At 72.0% G+C, this 15,469-nt stretch carries 15 protein-coding genes; 7 read left to right on the plus strand and 8 right to left on the minus strand.

The features are described 5' to 3' along the window. Positions 1 to 30: 30 nt before the first annotated feature. Entirely contained in the window at positions 31 to 1,257 is a 1,227-nt protein-coding gene (gene fahA, locus AB0J57_RS24005; protein ID WP_366130353.1) for a fumarylacetoacetase, read from the minus strand. Between the two features lie 43 nt (positions 1,258 to 1,300). Beyond that, the gene (locus AB0J57_RS24010) at positions 1,301 to 3,424 is read right to left on the minus strand and encodes a CocE/NonD family hydrolase (RefSeq protein WP_366130354.1); all 2,124 of its coding nucleotides are present in this window, start codon (positions 3,422 to 3,424) and stop codon (positions 1,301 to 1,303) included. Between the two features lie 211 nt (positions 3,425 to 3,635). Between AB0J57_RS24010 and AB0J57_RS24015 the strand changes: the two genes are divergently transcribed. Next, the gene (locus tag AB0J57_RS24015; RefSeq protein ID WP_366130355.1) at positions 3,636 to 4,646 is read left to right on the plus strand and encodes a polyprenyl synthetase family protein; all 1,011 of its coding nucleotides are present in this window, start codon (positions 3,636 to 3,638) and stop codon (positions 4,644 to 4,646) included. Between the two features lie 172 nt (positions 4,647 to 4,818). After that, complete coding sequence (locus AB0J57_RS24020) at positions 4,819 to 5,976, plus strand: DUF2092 domain-containing protein (protein WP_366130356.1); 1,158 nt, start codon at positions 4,819 to 4,821, stop codon at positions 5,974 to 5,976. Positions 5,977 to 6,038: 62 nt separating this feature from the next. Here AB0J57_RS24020 and AB0J57_RS24025 read toward each other — a convergent pair whose 3' ends face one another. Beyond that, positions 6,039 to 7,388 carry a M28 family peptidase gene (locus AB0J57_RS24025; RefSeq protein WP_366130357.1) on the minus strand — a complete coding sequence of 450 codons (1,350 nt, stop codon included), beginning with the start codon at positions 7,386 to 7,388 and terminating at the stop codon, positions 6,039 to 6,041. A gap of 266 nt (positions 7,389 to 7,654) precedes the next feature. On the opposite strand from AB0J57_RS24025, the gene AB0J57_RS24030 reads away from it, so the two are divergent. Both AB0J57_RS24030 and AB0J57_RS24035 read left to right on the plus strand, forming a co-directional pair. Then, positions 7,655 to 7,840 carry a hypothetical protein gene (locus AB0J57_RS24030; RefSeq protein ID WP_366130358.1) on the plus strand — a complete coding sequence of 62 codons (186 nt, stop codon included), beginning with the start codon at positions 7,655 to 7,657 and terminating at the stop codon, positions 7,838 to 7,840. After that, entirely contained in the window at positions 7,837 to 8,049 is a 213-nt protein-coding gene (locus AB0J57_RS24035) for a hypothetical protein (RefSeq protein ID WP_366130359.1), read from the plus strand. Before AB0J57_RS24030 ends, AB0J57_RS24035 begins: the two co-directional genes overlap by 4 nt. Before the next feature lie 15 nt (positions 8,050 to 8,064). Here the strand turns inward: AB0J57_RS24035 and AB0J57_RS24040 are convergent, their stop codons facing one another. Further along, positions 8,065 to 8,517 (minus strand): VOC family protein, encoded by a 453-nt coding sequence (locus tag AB0J57_RS24040; RefSeq protein WP_366130360.1) that lies wholly within the window; start codon positions 8,515 to 8,517, stop codon positions 8,065 to 8,067. A gap of 21 nt (positions 8,518 to 8,538) precedes the next feature. Between AB0J57_RS24040 and AB0J57_RS24045 the strand changes: the two genes are divergently transcribed. Together AB0J57_RS24045 and AB0J57_RS24050 are read left to right on the plus strand one after the other, a co-directional pair. Then, entirely contained in the window at positions 8,539 to 9,171 is a 633-nt protein-coding gene (locus tag AB0J57_RS24045) for a CGNR zinc finger domain-containing protein (RefSeq protein WP_366130361.1), read from the plus strand. Continuing rightward, on the plus strand, positions 9,156 to 9,548 hold the full coding sequence (locus AB0J57_RS24050) for an SRPBCC domain-containing protein (RefSeq protein WP_366130362.1): 393 nt from the start codon (positions 9,156 to 9,158) through the stop codon (positions 9,546 to 9,548). The genes AB0J57_RS24045 and AB0J57_RS24050 overlap by 16 nt, the downstream gene beginning before the upstream one ends. Positions 9,549 to 9,784: 236 nt before the next feature. Here the strand turns inward: AB0J57_RS24050 and rarD are convergent, their stop codons facing one another. Continuing rightward, on the minus strand, positions 9,785 to 10,726 hold the full coding sequence (gene rarD, locus AB0J57_RS24055; protein ID WP_366130580.1) for an EamA family transporter RarD: 942 nt from the start codon (positions 10,724 to 10,726) through the stop codon (positions 9,785 to 9,787). 241 nt (positions 10,727 to 10,967) lie between these two features. Next, on the minus strand, positions 10,968 to 11,831 hold the full coding sequence (locus tag AB0J57_RS24060; protein ID WP_366130363.1) for an SDR family oxidoreductase: 864 nt from the start codon (positions 11,829 to 11,831) through the stop codon (positions 10,968 to 10,970). 142 nt (positions 11,832 to 11,973) lie between these two features. Here AB0J57_RS24060 and AB0J57_RS24065 point away from each other — a divergent pair, with 142 nt between their 5' ends. Beyond that, positions 11,974 to 12,312 (plus strand): helix-turn-helix domain-containing protein, encoded by a 339-nt coding sequence (locus AB0J57_RS24065; RefSeq protein ID WP_366130581.1) that lies wholly within the window; start codon positions 11,974 to 11,976, stop codon positions 12,310 to 12,312. Between the two features lie 66 nt (positions 12,313 to 12,378). On the opposite strand, the gene AB0J57_RS24070 is transcribed toward AB0J57_RS24065, so the two are convergent. After that, positions 12,379 to 13,428: a 2-oxoacid:ferredoxin oxidoreductase subunit beta gene (locus tag AB0J57_RS24070; RefSeq protein ID WP_366130364.1), complete on the minus strand. Its 1,050-nt coding sequence runs from the start codon at positions 13,426 to 13,428 to the stop codon at positions 12,379 to 12,381. After that, on the minus strand, positions 13,421 to 15,388 hold the full coding sequence (locus AB0J57_RS24075; RefSeq protein ID WP_366130365.1) for a 2-oxoacid:acceptor oxidoreductase subunit alpha: 1,968 nt from the start codon (positions 15,386 to 15,388) through the stop codon (positions 13,421 to 13,423). Before AB0J57_RS24075 ends, AB0J57_RS24070 begins: the two co-directional genes overlap by 8 nt. Positions 15,389 to 15,469: the final 81 nt, after the last annotated feature.

Genomic DNA, 15,469 nt, shown 5'->3' on the forward strand with positions numbered 1-15,469 from the left:
CGGCCACCGGTGGTGTCGCGTGCGGGCTGCTCAGGTGGCCGGGACGATCCGGCCCGTGACCTCGCCGAGGCCCACCTTGGTGCCGTCCGGGCCCGGGGCCCAGGCGGTGAGGGTGACCTCGTCGCCGTCCTCCAGGAACGTCCGCTTGCCGGTGGACAGTTCGAGCGGCTCCTGGCCGTTCCAGGTGAGTTCGAGCAGCGAGCCGCGCTGGTGGACCTCCGGGCCGCTGACCGTGCCGGAACCGAACAGGTCGCCGGTGCGGAGCGAGGCGCCGTTGACGGTCATGTGGGCGAGCTGCTGGGCGGCCGTCCAGTACATGGCCGAGAACGGGGGTTCGGCGACCGTCTCGCCGTTGATGCGCACGGTGATGTGGAGGTCGAAGCCGCCCGGCTCCTCGTCGGAGCTGTCGTCCAGGTAGGGCAGGAGCGGGAAGTCACGCGCGGGCGGCGCCACGCGGGCCGCGTCCAGGGCCTCCAGCGGGGTCACCCAGGCGGACACCGAGGTCGCGAAGGACTTGCCGAGGAACGGGCCGAGGGGGACGTACTCCCAGGCCTGGATGTCGCGCGCCGACCAGTCGTTGAGGAGGCTGAGCCCGAAGACGTGGTCGCGGAAGGAGGCGAGGGGCACCGGCTGCCCCAGCTCGGAGGGGGCGCCGACGAGGAAGCCGACCTCCGCCTCGATGTCCAGCTTGATGGACGGGCCGAAGGTGGGCGTGGGATCGGCGGGCGCCTTGCGCTGACCCTTGGGGCGCGCGATGTCGGTACCGGAGACGACGACGGTGCCGGAGCGGCCGTGGTAGCCGATGGGCAGGTGCTTCCAGTTCGGGGTGAGCGGCTCCCCGTCCGGGCGGAAGATCCGGCCGACGTTGGTGGCGTGGTGCTCGGACGCGTAGAAGTCGACGTAGTCGGCCACCTCGTACGGCAGGTGGAGCGTGACCGTGGCGAGGGGGTGCAGGAGCGGTTCTATGGCGGAGCGGTGGGCCGGGACCGTCAGCCATGCGGTGAGCGCCCGGCGGACGTCGCGCCAGGCGGTGCGGCCGGCGGCGAGCAGCGGGTTGAGGCTCGGCTGCGCGAGCAGCGCCGCGTACGGCGAGCCCAGTGCGTGCGCCGCCGCCCCCGCGTCCAGGACGTGGTCGCCGATGCGGACGCCGAGCCGGCGGCGGCCGGGCTCGTCGGCGGTGCTGAATACGCCGTACGGAAGGTTGTGCGGGCCGAAGGGGTCGCCCTCGGTCAGGTCGAGCGGGCTCTGCTCGGGCATCGGTGCTTGCCTCGCTTTCCACGTGTGTGGGGGACACGTTAGATCAGCCTGCCGTACGGGGGATGCGCCTCTCCCAGGTGTGGTGGAAGACGGGTTCCGTGCCGTCCTTGCAGATCACTTCGTCGGACGTCAGGAAGTGGGTGGCGGTGCAGGTGATCTCGGAGCGGGTCTCGACGGTGACGTTCCAGGGCAGGTCGGGGCGATGCAGGCGGATCGTCCAGTCGGAGCGCGCGCGGGCGGAGAGGGGGTCCCGTTCGTTGATCGCGTAGGTCTCCAGCGCCTCCTCGGTGACCTCCAGGCCGTCCGGGTGGACGCGGGTGCCGCCGTGGCGGGGGTCCACTTCCAGGCGCCATTCGCCCCGGGCGACATCGCGGACGGTCAGCCGCTCGGGGCGGCGGGTCTCGGTGTCGTCGAGGGTGGTGGGAACGGCGACGCCCAGCGGCTCGGCCTGCTCGGGCTCCTCGAAGGCGACGGTGTCGGTGGTCGGAGCGCGCACGGGGAGCAGGAGGGAGCAGGCGTCGGGGTCGAGGGTGAAGCCGGCGGCCCCGTCCGCGCGGGGCCAGATCCAGGGCCAGTACGCGGAGGAGACCGCGAGCCGGACGCGGTGACCGGGCGGGAAGGTGTGCCCGGTGGCGTTCAGCTCGAAGACGTGGACCCCGGCGTTCTCGGTGTTCCCGGCCGCCGCCGCGAGGTTCAGCGCGCCGCGCGTGACGAGGGTCGACGAGCCGTCCGGGGCCACGTCGCAGAGGCGGGCGACGACCTGGCCGCCGGGCGCGCCGGGGTGCGGGGGGCCGGGGGGCGCCGTTCCGGGGCGTGGTGCGCCGGCGTCCGGTGGCTGGGGGGGTGGTGCGCCGACGTCCGGGGTACTGGCGGCCGGCGGCTCGGGGGCCGGCGCTTCAGGGGCCGGCGCTTCGGTGTGCAGGGCGAGGGAGACGCGGGGGCGCCCGAGGATCTCGATGGGTGCGCCGTCCGGCGGGACGGGGAAGTCGAAGCAGGCCGAGTGGGCGTCCTCGGCGCGCTGGTCGGGCGGCAGGTCGGCGTCGTTGCCGGAGGGCAGGGGATGGCCGGCGTCCAGGCCCGTGTGCTGCGGGGAGCGGACGAGGACGGGCGGGCCCTGGAGGGCGTACGTGACCGGTGTGACGTTCGGGGACGGCCAGGTGTCGTCGCCGGCCCAGCGGCCGGGGAGCTCCCGGTGGACGGTGGCGGGCCGGTACGAGGCGGTGATCCAGGAGCGGAGGAGGGGCTCGGACATGATGCCGGTGGGCCGGCCCCTGAGGTGGTGGTCCCACCAGCGGAGCGTCTCCTGGAGGAAGCCGATCGCCGGGCCGGGCGGCAGCTCCCGGTCCGGGTACTGGTGCGACCAGGGCCCGATGACGCCCCTGACGCGGTCGCCGGGCAGGTGCTCGACCAGCCGGAGCACGGTGTCGCGGTACGGGTCGTGCCAGCCGCCCACCGCGAGGACCGCCGCCCGGACGGCGCCGTACTCCTCGCGGAGGCTGCCGCCCCGCCAGTAGTCGTCGCGGGTCCGGTGGGCGAGCCAGGTGTGGACGAGCGGCTCCACCGCCTCCAGGCGCGTCAGCCACATGTCGCGCCAGGCGTCACCGACGTGCAGGGGATCGGGCGGGCGTGCGGCCGAGGCGAGCATGGCCGCCGCCCGGGAGTGCGTCCCGGCGGCGAGGACGGAGCCGCCCGCGTAGTGGAGGTCGCCGTCGTACCGGTCGTCGGCGCAACAGACGGCGACGACCGCCTTGAGCGGCTCGGGGGCGCGGGCGGCGATCCGCAGCGCGGTGGAGCCGCCCCGGCCGATGCCGAACATGCCGACGCCGCCGTCGCACCACGGCCGGCCGGCCAGCCAGTCGATCACGTCCACGCCATCGGCGAGCTCGGCCTCGCGGTACGCGTCGCCCGGGAGCCCCTCGCTGTTGCCGTACCCGCGCACGTCCACCCGTACCGAGGCGTAGCCGTGACCGGCGTACCAGGGGTGGCGTTGCCAGTCGCGGGCGGCGGTCCCGTCGGTCAGCCGGTGCGGCAGGTACTCCAGCAGGGCGGGGACGGGCTCGTCGGTCAGGGGGCGCCAGACACGGGCGTAGAGCCTCGTTCCGTCCGGGAGGGGGATGCGGACGTCCTCGTGGGCCGTCTCGTACGGGAAGGAGGTGCGGATCTTCATGGGGACCTCGGGCCCGGGCGGAGGGGTTATGGACAAGGGAAGGGGCTGTGGACAAAAGGGCTGATTCTGGACGTATGAGCTGTTCTTGAACATACCGGGGGAGGGCGGAAGGCGCCCACGGTGATCGAAAGGCGACCGGATACGCTGACTTGAGTGAATCCAGCGACACATCGACAATCCGTGTGATCGTCAGCAGACAGGAGACCCCCTCGTGACCGCAGTCGGGCCGTTCGGGCTGAGCGTGCGGGACCAGGCTCTTGAGGCCGATGTCCAGACCGGATTGGCGGCCGTCGAGGCAGGGCTCCTCGATGCCACCAAGAGCGACGTGCCGTTCATCACGGAGGCGGCGCAGCACCTGGTACGGGCCGGGGGCAAGCGCTTCCGCCCGCTGCTGGTGATGCTCGCCGCGCAGTTCGGCGACCCGCACGCCCCGGGTGTCGTGCCCTCGGCCGTGGTCGTCGAGCTCACGCACCTGGCGACGCTCTACCACGACGACGTCATGGACGAGGCCGACGTACGCCGGGGGGTGGACAGCGCCAACGCCCGCTGGGGCAACTCGGTGGCTGTCCTGACGGGTGACTTTCTCTTCGCGCGTGCCTCGCACATCCTGGCGGACCTCGGCCCCGAGGCGGTACGCATCCAGGCGGAGGCCTTCGAGCGCCTGGTCACCGGCCAGATCCTGGAGACGGCCGGCCCGCGCGACGGGCGCGACCCGGTCGAGCACTACCTGGACGTCATCGCCGGCAAGACGGGCTCGCTGATCGCCGTCTCGGGCCGCTTCGGCGCGATGATGTCGGGCGCCGACGAACGGGTCGTGGACATCCTCACGCAGTACGGCGAGCGGCTCGGCGTCGCCTTCCAGCTCGCCGACGACGTCCTGGACATCGCCTCCGACTCCCACGAGTCGGGCAAGACGCCGGGCACCGACCTGCGCGAGGGCATCCCCACGCTGCCGGTGCTGCACCTGCGCGCGCAGGCCGCGGTCGGCGGGGCGGCGGAGGACCTGGAGCTGGTCGAGCTGCTGGACAGCGACCTCACGGACGACGTGCGGCACGCGGAGGCGCTGCGGCGGCTGCGGGTCCACCCGGCGCTGGAGCGGGCGCGGCGGGACACCGTGAGGTACGCGCAGGACGCCCGCGCGACGCTGGCTCCGCTGCCGGACTGCTACGCGAAGGCCGCGCTGGAGGAGCTGTGCGACCTCGTGGTGCACCGGGCGGGCTGATCTTGCCGGGTCACCTCGTCGGTCACCTCGCGGGGTAGGGGTCTCGGGGTTGGTGTCATCCTTCAGCAGTACGGAAGTTGAGCCCGGGGACTGACGCCCCGGGGGGCGCCGCCTTGGTCAGATGGATGCCAGACGTTGAGGCAGACGGATGGCTGACCACGGAGGTAGGCACATGGCACCGAACGACAGCGCGGGGCGCCGGAGGACGGCGCGGTACGCGGTCCCGGTCGCGGTGGCGGGGGTGGCGGCGGCGACGATCGGGCTCGTCCCGGCGCTCGCGGCATCCGGGGACCCCGAACTGCCGGAGATCACGGCACAGCAACTGGTGGAGAAGATCGCCGCGTCGGACGTACAGCAGCTCTCCGGCACGGTGAAGGTGACGACCGACCTCGGCCTGCCGTCGCTGGCGGGGCTGGGCGGCGACCTCGGGGGCGGCGGGGACGGCGCGGGCGACGGCGCGGGCGTCGGCAAGCTGATGGAGCTCGCCTCGGGCACGCACACCCTCCGGGTGGCGGCGGACGGCCCCGACAAGCAGCGGCTGACGGTCGTGGACGACGCCTCGGCCGAGTACAGCCTGGTGCGCAACGGGAACGACGTGTGGGCGTACGACGGCGCGTCCAAGGAGGCGGTCCACTCCACCGAGAAGCGGGGCGCGGAAGCCCCGGAACCCGATCTTCCGGCCACCCCGAAGGACCTGGCCGACCAGGCCCTGAAGGCCGTCGACGACACGACGTCGGTGACGGTCGACGGTACGGCGCGGATCGCCGGGCGCGACGCGTACCAGCTCGTGATCAAGCCGAAGCAGAGCGGCTCGACGATCGAGTCGATCAAGGTCGCGGTGGACGCCGGCAACGGCGTACCGCTGAAGTTCACGCTCACGCCGCGCGGGGGCGGCAAGGCCGCGATCGACGCGGGATTCACCAAGGTGGACTTCGCCAAGCCGGCCGCCTCGACGTTCGACTTCACGCCGCCGAAGGGCACGAAGGTGACGGAGGAGCCGGCCTCGGGCGAGGTTCCCCGGCACGAGCGGCCGGCCGGCCCGGAGGAGTTCCAGGGCCTTGAGGGCCTGAACGTCATCGGCGAGGGCTGGACGTCCATCGCGCAGCTCGCGGGTCCGGCCGGCGGCGTTCCGTCCGACCTCCCGTCCGACGCCCCGGCGGAGGCCCAGCAGTTCCTGGACGCGCTCGGCGACAAGGTGAGCGGCAAGTTCGGCTCGGGCACGGTCTTCAAGACCCGCCTGGTCAACGCCCTGTTGACCGACGACGGCAAGGTCTACGTGGGCGCGGTGACCCCGGAGGCCCTGGTGGACGCGGCGAACGGCAAGAAGTAACGGATGAGGTGCGAGGCGCCCCGCCTGGAGGAGTTCTCCGGGCGGGGCACCGGCATGCTCGCTCAGAACGTGAGGCGGAACGCGTTGATGTAGCCCGTGTCCTGGGCCGCCACGTCCTGGACGCGCAGCTTCCAGGCTCCGTTCGCCGCCTCGCTCGACGCGTCGACCGTGTAGGTGGTCTGGACGTTGTCGGCGGAATCGTTACTGCTCGAGCCCTTGAGGCGGTACGCCGTGCCGTCGGGCGCGAGCAGGTCGACGACCAGGTCGCCGCGCCAGGTGTGGACGATGTCGACGCCCACCTTGAGGGCGGCCGGGGCGTTGCCGGTGCGGCCGGAGACGGTGACCGTGGACGTCACGGCCGAACCGTTGTCGGGGATGGCGACGTCGGCGGTGTTCTCGTACGTGTCGCCGGTCGGCGGCTCGGTCGTACCGGCGGACAGCGTCCAGATGGCGTGCGCGACCGCGTCGCTGTTCCGGTCGAGCGCGGTGTCGTTGATGTTGGACGTGGTGTCGCACGAGGAGTGGTAGCAGCGGTCGAAGGCCTGGCCGGCCGTACCGCCCCACTTCTGCGCCTGGGCGCTGGTCTTCGTACGGCTGGCGCCGGTGAATAGGCCGCCGACCGGGATGCCGACGTTCTTGAACGAGGCGTGGTCGGAGCGGCCGTCGCCCTCGGTCTCGATCTCGGTCGGGACGCCGAGGCCGGCGAAGTAGTCCTTGAAGGTCTTCTCGATCGTCGGGTCGTCGTCGTAGACGAAGTAGCCGGGGTTCGGCGAGCCGATCATGTCGAAGTTGAGGTACCCGGAGACCTTCGCGCGCTCGGTGGCGGGGAGGTTGTTGACGTAGTACTTGGAGCCGACCAGGCCGAGTTCCTCGGCGCCCCACCACGCGAAGCGGAGGTGCTTGGCGGGCTTGAGCTGGGCGCGGGAGACGGCGAGCGCGGTCTCCAGCACGGCGGCGGAACCCGAGCCGTTGTCGTTGATGCCGGCGCCGGATGAGACGGAGTCCAGGTGGGCGCCCGCCATGAGGACCTGGCTGGTGTCGCCGCCGGGCCAGTCGGCGATGAGGTTGTAGCCGGTGGTGCCGTTGTACGTGAACTGCTGGACGGTGGTGGTGAATCCGGCCGCGTCCAGTTTGGCCTTCACGTAGTCGATCGACGCCTTGTAGCCGGGGCGGCCGTGGGCACGGTTGCCGCCGTTGGCGCCGGCTATCGACTGGAATTGGGTGAGGTGCGCCTTGACGTTGGCGATGGGTATGTCGGGCGCGGCGGCGGCCTCGGTTACGGCTGACGGGGCGGTGGTCGCGGCCGGTGCGGCGGTGGCGGCCGGGGCGGCCGTGGCCAGGAGGCCGGCGAGGGCGAGTGCGGCGGCTGCGGCGGTGCGTCTGGGTATGCGGTGGTGCGCGGAGTGGTTCATGTGGGGGCTCCGGATTCCGTACGGGGATGGGAACGGAACGTGCGAGACGCCCCGCGGCCTTGTGGCGCGGGGCGTTGGAGCTACTGATGCGATGTGCGTGCTGCATGGTCAGCGAGAGCGTGACCTACCGTCAAGGGCGTAATCCGGTCACAAGCGTTCGGATATCGGAACGTTCTGTGCGCGAAGTGGTCGCGGAATGAACACCGCCACACGGCCTTTCGGCCACGGCCGCCCCCACCGAGCCTTGAGGCGGGCATGCTGCCCACATGCGGCAGCATGTGCACGGCCCCGACGAACTGCCCGGCATCTGGGAGCGCTTCACGGCGTGGGGAACCACCGACGTGCTGGTGGCGATGATGGTGCTGCTCGCCGTCCTCGCCGTCGTCGTCTTCCTCGGCTCGCGCCGGCCACGGCGGCCCCGCAAGGGACTGGACGAGGGTGAGCGGCCGTGAACCTCGATCCGTTCCTCATCCTCGACGCGCTGATCGTGTACTTCGCCCACATCGCGGCGAACTTCGCCTTCGTGATGCTGTGCGTGTGCGCGGTGGTGATCTGCGCCTGCACGTACTGGTCGCGGCTGACCCGGCGGATCCACCCCGAGGAGGCGGAGGCGGACGTGGGGCTGAGGGGCTTCCGCTGGGAAGAGGACGACGAGCCGTAGGAGCTGCCGCGCCTCCTACTGCACGCAGAACTCGTTGCCCTCCGGGTCCGCCATGACGGTCCACTCGCCGCCCGGCTCCTTGACGTGGCGCAGCACGGTCGCGCCCAGCGCCTCCAGCCGTGCCACCTCCGCATCCCGTCGGCCTGGGGCGGCGTGCAGGTCGAGGTGGAGGCGGTTCTTCACCGTCTTCGGCTCCGGTACGCGCTGGAAGAGCAGCCGCCTGCCGAGCCCGATGCCGGTCTCCTCCTCGTACGGATCGTCCGGATGCCGGACGGCGATCAGATCTCGCCACGCACGGCGGCCGTGCGCTTCGACGGTCTGCTCCTCCGTCACGTGCCCGAGGCCGAGCAGCCGGTCGATCAGGTCGCTGTTGTCCTCGACCAGGTAGCCCAGGGCCCCGGCCCAGAAGTCGGCCTGCGGGTGCGGGTCCGCCGCGTCGATCACAAGCTTCCAGTGGAGTGTGGTCATGTAACCTCTTATATTGGTTACGTGAGTGAGTCCGCAATAGGTCTGCCCCTGCACACGCCGGAGGGCCGGACGTTCCGCTTCGATCCGGGTGCCCTGTGCCTGGAGCTGCTGCCCACGGGCGGCCCGGGCCCCCTCGCCCGGTACGAGGTGCTCGACACCCCTGCCGGGCTGCTCGACTGGGTGGCGGCCGCCCGCCTCACGCCGCCCGGCCTCCGGCTGCCGCCCATCGACGAGCGGGACCTCGCGGCGGTACGGGAACTGCGCGACGCCCTGCACGGGATCGCCGCCGCCCACGCGCACGGCCACGCGCTCGCGTCCGCCGACCTCGCCGTGGTGAACGCGGCGGCGGCCGGACCGCCGCTGGCCGTGCGCATGACGGCCGCCGGGCAGCGGGAGTGGGCGCCCGGCGTGAGCGTGGCCGGGCTGGTGTCGACGATCGCCCGGGACGCGATCGACCTGTTCACCGGCCCCTACGCGGCGGCCGGCCGCATCCGCGAGTGCGGCGCCCACGACTGCTACCTGCTCTTCGTCGACACCTCCCGCCCCGGCCGCCGCCGCTGGTGCGCGATGGAACGGTGCGGCAACCGCCACAAGGTCCGGTCCCACCGGGCCCGTACCCGGACCGAAGGAGAAGCGCCATGCCCACAGGACTGACCCGCGACGCCGGCTGGGAGATCGGCGTGTCGAAGACCCTGCCGCTGCCGGCCGGTGCCGTCTGGGACTTCATCACGAGCCCGGAAGGCATCGCGCTCTGGCTCGGCCGCGTGAAGGGCGGGCTCCCGCAGGAGAAGGGGGCGGCGTACGAGACGGTCGACGGCCTCACCGGCGAGGTACGCGGCTACCGGCCGGGGGACAGGGTGCGTCTCACCTGTGGCGGTACGACCGTCCAGGTCACCGTCTCTGCGTCCGGCCCCGGGAAGGCGGTACTCCGCTTCCACCAGGAGCACCTCGCGAGCGCGGACGAACGCGAGCAGCGCCGTACGCACTGGCAGGGCGTCATGACCCGGGTGGTGGAGGCGCTGCGGGGCTGAGGGGGTCGCGGCGGCCGGGCCTGGGCGCGCGGTGGGGCCGGCGGCTTGGCCGCTCCCGGGCGCATTGGCACTGGCCGGTGGCCGGTGGTCGCGCTCGGGTGGGGGCGGGGCCCCGGCGGTCGCCGGGCCTGGGCGGTTGCCGGCCCCCGGGTTCACCGCCCCCGGGTTCACCGCCCCCGGGTTCACCGCCCCCGGGCGCGCCGCCGTCCGGGGCCGCGTCCGTGCCGGGGCGAGCGCTACGCGCTGTGGCCCGGGACCTTCGGGGCGTCGCCCTCGCGGGGGCGGTCCGCCGGCTGTGCCGGGAGGGCGGACGCGGCCGCCGCCAGCCGCAGGGCCGCCGCCTCCGCCCTCGTACGCCGGGATGTCCGCAGCGCGTCCCAGGTCAGGATCGTCAGGGCCAGCCAGACGAGCGAGAAGCCCGCCCACCGCTCGGGCGGCATCGCCTCGTGGAAGTAGACGACACCCAGCAGGAACTGGAACACCGGGGCCAGGTACTGCAACAGCCCCAGCGTGGACAGCGGCACCCGGATCGCCGCCGCGCCGAAGCACACCAGGGGTACGGCGGTGACCACCCCGGTCGCGGCGAGCAGCGCCGCGTGGCCCGCGCCCGTCGTGCCGAAGTGGCCCGAGCCCTGGGAGCCCAGCCACAGCAGGTACGCGAGCGCCGGCAGGAACTGGACGGCGGTCTCCGCCGCCAGCGACTCCACGCCGCCGATGTTGACCTTCTTCTTCACCAGGCCGTAGATGGCGAAGGAGAAGGCGAGGGTCAGGGAGATCCACGGCGGCCGCCCGTAGCCCACGGCCAGCACCACCACCGCCGCGAAGCCGATGCCGACGGCCGCCCACTGGGCGGGGCGCAGCCGTTCCTGGAGCAGCAGTACACCCATGGCGATGGTGACCAGCGGGTTGATGAAGTAGCCGAGGGAGGCCTCCACGACCTGGCCGGAGTTGACGGCCCAGATGTACAGACCCCAGTTGACGGTGATCACGGCGGCGGCGACCGCGATCAGGCCGAGCTTGCGAGGCTGCCGCAGCAGCTCACCTATCCAGCTCCAGCGGCGCAGCGCGAGGAGCGCGACACCGACGAAGGCCAGCGACCAGACCATGCGGTGGGCCAGGATCTCGACGGACCCGGCCGGTTTCAGCAGCGGCCAGAAGAGGGGCACGAGGCCCCACATGCCATAGGCGCCCACGCCGTACAGGAGTCCTGCCCGCTGCTCTCCGCCGCTCTTCGCCGCCACCGGCCGCCGCCTTTCCGCCCGCCCTGCGCTGTGCCCTGCGGACGAAGGTAGCGCCGGGCGGGCCGGACTGTCATGTCCGTACCGCAATACGGTCATGACGCATGCGTCACAGCCGGCGCCGCGGCGGACGCCACAGCCGAGGTCGCAGTCGAGGTCGCAGCCGATGTGGCAGCCGGCGTCACCGCTGCCGGAGCGCCTCCGCCACCGTGTCGGCGAGCGGGGTCGTCGGGCGGCCGATCAGCCCGGCCAGGTCGCCGCTCGTGCGGGCCAGCAGGCCGCGCTCGATCGCCTTGTCGACGTCGACGAGGATCGCGGCGAACGGCTCGGGGACGCCGGCGCCGGTCAGGATGGCCAGGTGCGTCTCGGCGGGCACGTTGTTGTACACGACGGGCTTGCCGGACTGACGGGCGATCTCCGCCGCGTACTCGGCGAACGACCAGGCGGTGTCACCGCTCAGCTCGTACACCTTGCCGAGGTGGCCGTCCTGGGTGAGTACGGCGGCGGCCGCGGCCGCGTAGTCGGCGCGGGTGGCGGAGGCGACCCGGCCCTCGCCCGCGTTGGCGACGACGGCGCCGTGCTCCAGGACCGGGGCGAGGTGCTCGGTGTAGTTCTCGGTGTACCAGCCGTTGCGCAGCAGCGTGTACGGCAGGCCCGAGTCAAGGATCAGCCGCTCGGTCGCCTTGTGCTCGGCGGCCAGGTCGAAGTCGGCGTCCGGCCCGCCGAGGATGCCGGTGTACGCGAGCTGCGCCACGCCCGCCGCCTTGGCCGCGCTGATCACGGCCGTGTGCTGCGGCACGCGCCGCCCGACCTCGCTGCCGGAGACCAGCAGGACGCGGTCGCCCGCCTCGAACGCCCCCGCCAGGGTCTCGGGGCGGTCGTAGTCGGCGACGCGCAGCTCGACGCCGCGCTCCGCGAGGCCGGCGGCCTTCTGCTTGTCACGTACGACGGCCGCGATGCCGTGCGCCGGAACGCCGTCGGCCAGCAGGGCGTCGATGACGAGGCGGCCGAGGTGGCCGGTGGCTCCGGTGACGACGATGCTCATGGGGTGCCTTTCCGAGAAGGGGTCGGGGTCGGCACACCAACCTACGGAGTGCGCTAACTTTCGGAAAGTACCCACTTTGAAGTAAGGTACTGGTGTGAGCGTAAGTAACCCGAGTCCGCCGGTGCCCGACGTCAACGACGCGATGTGCCCCTCCCGCCTCGTCCTCGAACACGTCACCAGCCGCTGGGGCGTGCTCGTCCTCGCCGCCCTGCTGGAACGCTCGTACCGGTTCAGCGAGCTGCGCCGCTCCATCGGTGGCGTCAGCGAGAAGATGCTCGCCCAGACCCTCCAGACCCTGGAACGGGACGGTTTCGTCCACCGCGACGCCAAACCCGTCATCCCGCCCCGGGTCGACTACTCGCTCACCGCGCTCGGGAGGGAGGCCGCCGAACAGGTATGGGCCCTCGCCCGGTGGACCGAGCGGCACGTGGACGCCGTACAGCGGGCGCGGGACGCCTACGACGAGGCCCGGGCCTCCTGACGGAAACCCGGGCCTTCGCACCGTCCGCACAGCACCGTCCGCACCGGCGGCCGGCCGCGCCGGACGTCAGCCGATGACCGTCCAGGTGTCGTTGCCCGCGAGCAGCGCGGCGAGGTCGCCCTTGCCGTTCTGCTCGACGGCCGCGTCGAGCTGGTCGGCCATCTGCGTGTCGTAGACGGGCCGTTCGACGGACCGGAACACACCGATGGGCGTGTTGTGCAGCGTGTCCGGGTCCGCGAGCCGGGACAGCGCGAACGCCGTGGTCGGGCTGGCGCTGTGCGCGTCGTGGACCAGGACCTGGCTCTCGTTCTCCGGCGTCACCGGGACCACCTTCAGGTCACCGGTCGCCGCGTCCCGCACGACACCCTTGCCGCCGCCCGGGCCGAAGCGGATCGGCTGCCCGTGCTCCAGGCGGATCACGGCCTCCTCCGCCTTGTCCTTGTCCTTCAGGACGTCGAAGGCCCCGTCGTTGAAGATGTTGCAGTTCTGGTAGATCTCCACCAGCGCCGTGCCGGAGTGGTCGGCCGCCTGCCGCAGTACCTCGGTGAGGTGCTTGCGATCGGAGTCCACCGTCCGGGCCACGAACGACGCCTCCGCGCCAAGGGCGAGGGACACCGGGTTGAACGGCGCGTCCAGCGAGCCCATCGGCGTCGACTTGGTGATCTTGCCGACCTCGGAGGTCGGGGAGTACTGCCCCTTGGTCAGGCCGTAGATCCGGTTGTTGAACAGCAGGATCTTGAGGTTGACGTTGCGCCGCAGCGCGTGGATGAGGTGGTTGCCGCCGATGGACAGCGCGTCGCCGTCACCGGTGACGACCCACACGGACAGGTCCGTGCGCGACGAGGCCAGGCCGGTCGCGATCGCGGGGGCACGCCCGTGGATCGAGTGCATCCCGTAGGTGTTCATGTAGTACGGGAAGCGGGAGGAGCAGCCGATACCCGAGACGAAGACGATGTTCTCCTTCGCCAGGCCGAGCTCGGGCATGAAGCCCTGCACGGCGGCGAGGATCGCGTAGTCGCCGCAACCGGGGCACCAGCGCACTTCCTGGTCGGACTTGAAGTCCTTCATGGACTGCTTGGCCTCGGCCTTGGGCACCAGCTTCAGCGCCTCAGTCATGGATGGCCTCCTTGAGAGCCGTGGCGAGCTGCTCGGCCTTGAACGGCATGCCGTTCACCTGGTTGTAGCTGTGCGCGTCGACCAGATATTTCGCCCGGATGAGGGTGGCGAGCTGGCCCAGGTTCATCTCCGGCACGACGACCTTGTCGTACCGCTTCAGCACATCGCCGAGGTTCTTCGGGAAGGGGTTGAGGTGGCGCAGGTGCGCCTGGGCGATGGACTCGCCCGCCGCGCGCAGCCGCCGCACGGCGGCCGTGATCGGCCCGTACGTCGAGCCCCAGCCCAGCACCAGGGTGCGGGCGCCGCTCGGGTCGTCGACCTTCAGGTCGGGGACGTCGATGCCGTCGACCTTGGCCTGACGGGTGCGGACCATGAAGTCGTGGTTGGCCGGGTCGTAGGAGATGTTCCCCGTGCCGTCCTGCTTCTCGATGCCGCCGATACGGTGCTCCAGCCCCGGCGTACCGGGCAGGGCCCACGGACGGGCCAGGGTCTCCGGGTCGCGCTTGTACGGCCAGAAGACCTCGGTGCCGTCGTCCAGGCTGTGGTTCGGGCCGGTGGCGAAGGTGACACCCAGGTCGGGCAGCTCGTCCATGTCCGGGATGCGCCACGGCTCGGAACCGTTGGCCAGGTAGCCGTCCGACAGCAGGAACACCGGGGTGCGGTAGGTCAGCGCGATGCGCGCCGCCTCCAGCGCCGCGTCGAAGCAGTCCGCCGGGGTCCTCGGTGCCACGACCGGCACCGGGGCCTCGCCGTTGCGCCCGTACATCGCCTGGAGCAGGTCGGCCTGCTCGGTCTTGGTCGGCAGGCCGGTCGACGGGCCACCGCGCTGGATGTCGACGATCAGCAGCGGCAGCTCCAGCGACACCGCGAGCCCGATCGTCTCGGACTTCAGCGCCACACCGGGGCCCGAGGTGGTGGTGACCGCCAGCGAACCGCCGAAGGCAGCGCCCAGGGCGGCGCCGATGCCGGCGATCTCGTCCTCGGCCTGGAAGGTCCGCACACCGAAGTTCTTGTGCTTGGACAGCTCGTGCAGGATGTCGGACGCCGGGGTGATCGGGTACGAACCCAGGTACAGCGGCAGGTCCGCCTGCCGGGAGGCGGCGATCAGACCGTAGGCGAGGGCCAGGTTCCCGGAGATGTTGCGGTACGTGCCGGCCGGGAACGCCTTCGTGGCGGGGGCGACCTCGTAGGAGACGGCGAAGTCCTCGGTGGTCTCGCCGAAGTTCCACCCCGCGCGGAACGCCGCCACATTGGCCTCGGCGATCTCCGGCTTCCTGGCGAACTTCTGCCGCAGGAACTTCTCCGTGCCCTCGGTCGGCCGGTGGTACATCCAGCTCAGCAGCCCGAGCGCGAACATGTTCTTGGAACGCTCGGCCTCCTTGCGGGACAGGCCGAAGTCCTTGAGCGCCTCGATCGTCAGCGTCGTCAGCGGCACCGGGTGGACCCGGTACCCGTCCAGGGAACCGTCCTCCAGCGGCGAGGTCTCGTAGCCCACCTTCGCCATGGCCCGCTTGGCGAACTCATCGGTGTTGACGATGATCTCGCTGCCGCGCGGGACGTCGCCGATGTTCGCCTTCAGAGCGGCGGGATTCATCGCGACCAGCACGTTCGGCGCGTCGCCCGGCGTGAGGATGTCGTGGTCGGCGAAGTGGAGCTGGAACGACGACACACCGGGCAGGGTGCCGGCGGGGGCCCGGATCTCGGCCGGGAAGTTCGGCAGGGTCGACAGGTCGTTGCCGAACGACGCCGTCTCCGACGTGAAACGGTCCCCCGTGAGCTGCATACCATCGCCCGAGTCACCCGCGAAACGGATGATCACCCGGTCCAGACGGCGTACTTCCTTCTCCGCGCCACGCTGTCCGGGGCCGCCACGCTGCTCCCCGACGACAGCCTCGTTGGCCTGGCGGGTCTCGTCGGACCCGTCGGCCTGATCGGCTGGGCTGCTGACCTGGCTGGTCACTGAACTGGACCTCCCTCGAGACAAGGGGCCTCCCCGCCGTCGGCGGGGGAACGCTCGGGAGACAGCCGGCCCACCGGCCGT

This window comes from Streptomyces sp. NPDC049837 (assembly GCF_040674455.1).
In the GTDB taxonomy this organism is placed as follows: Bacteria; Actinomycetota; Actinomycetes; order Streptomycetales; family Streptomycetaceae; genus Streptomyces.

Excerpts from the sequence above, each read along its gene's own strand:
- fahA (WP_366130353.1), bottom strand. The coding sequence starts at position 1,257 with ATGCCCGAGCAGAGCCCGCTCGACCTGACCGAGGGCGACCCCTTCGGC.
- AB0J57_RS24010 (WP_366130354.1), bottom strand. The coding sequence starts at position 3,424 with ATGAAGATCCGCACCTCCTTCCCGTACGAGACGGCCCACGAGGACGTC.
- AB0J57_RS24020 (WP_366130356.1), top strand. The coding sequence starts at position 4,819 with ATGGCACCGAACGACAGCGCGGGGCGCCGGAGGACGGCGCGGTACGCG.
- AB0J57_RS24025 (WP_366130357.1), bottom strand. The coding sequence starts at position 7,388 with ATGAACCACTCCGCGCACCACCGCATACCCAGACGCACCGCCGCAGCC.
- AB0J57_RS24030 (WP_366130358.1), top strand. The coding sequence starts at position 7,655 with ATGCGGCAGCATGTGCACGGCCCCGACGAACTGCCCGGCATCTGGGAG.
- AB0J57_RS24040 (WP_366130360.1), bottom strand. The coding sequence starts at position 8,517 with ATGACCACACTCCACTGGAAGCTTGTGATCGACGCGGCGGACCCGCAC.
- AB0J57_RS24050 (WP_366130362.1), top strand. The coding sequence starts at position 9,156 with ATGCCCACAGGACTGACCCGCGACGCCGGCTGGGAGATCGGCGTGTCG.
- rarD (WP_366130580.1), bottom strand. The coding sequence starts at position 10,726 with ATGTGGGGCCTCGTGCCCCTCTTCTGGCCGCTGCTGAAACCGGCCGGG.
- AB0J57_RS24060 (WP_366130363.1), bottom strand. The coding sequence starts at position 11,831 with ATGAGCATCGTCGTCACCGGAGCCACCGGCCACCTCGGCCGCCTCGTC.
- AB0J57_RS24065 (WP_366130581.1), top strand. The coding sequence starts at position 11,974 with ATGTGCCCCTCCCGCCTCGTCCTCGAACACGTCACCAGCCGCTGGGGC.
- AB0J57_RS24070 (WP_366130364.1), bottom strand. The coding sequence starts at position 13,428 with ATGACTGAGGCGCTGAAGCTGGTGCCCAAGGCCGAGGCCAAGCAGTCC.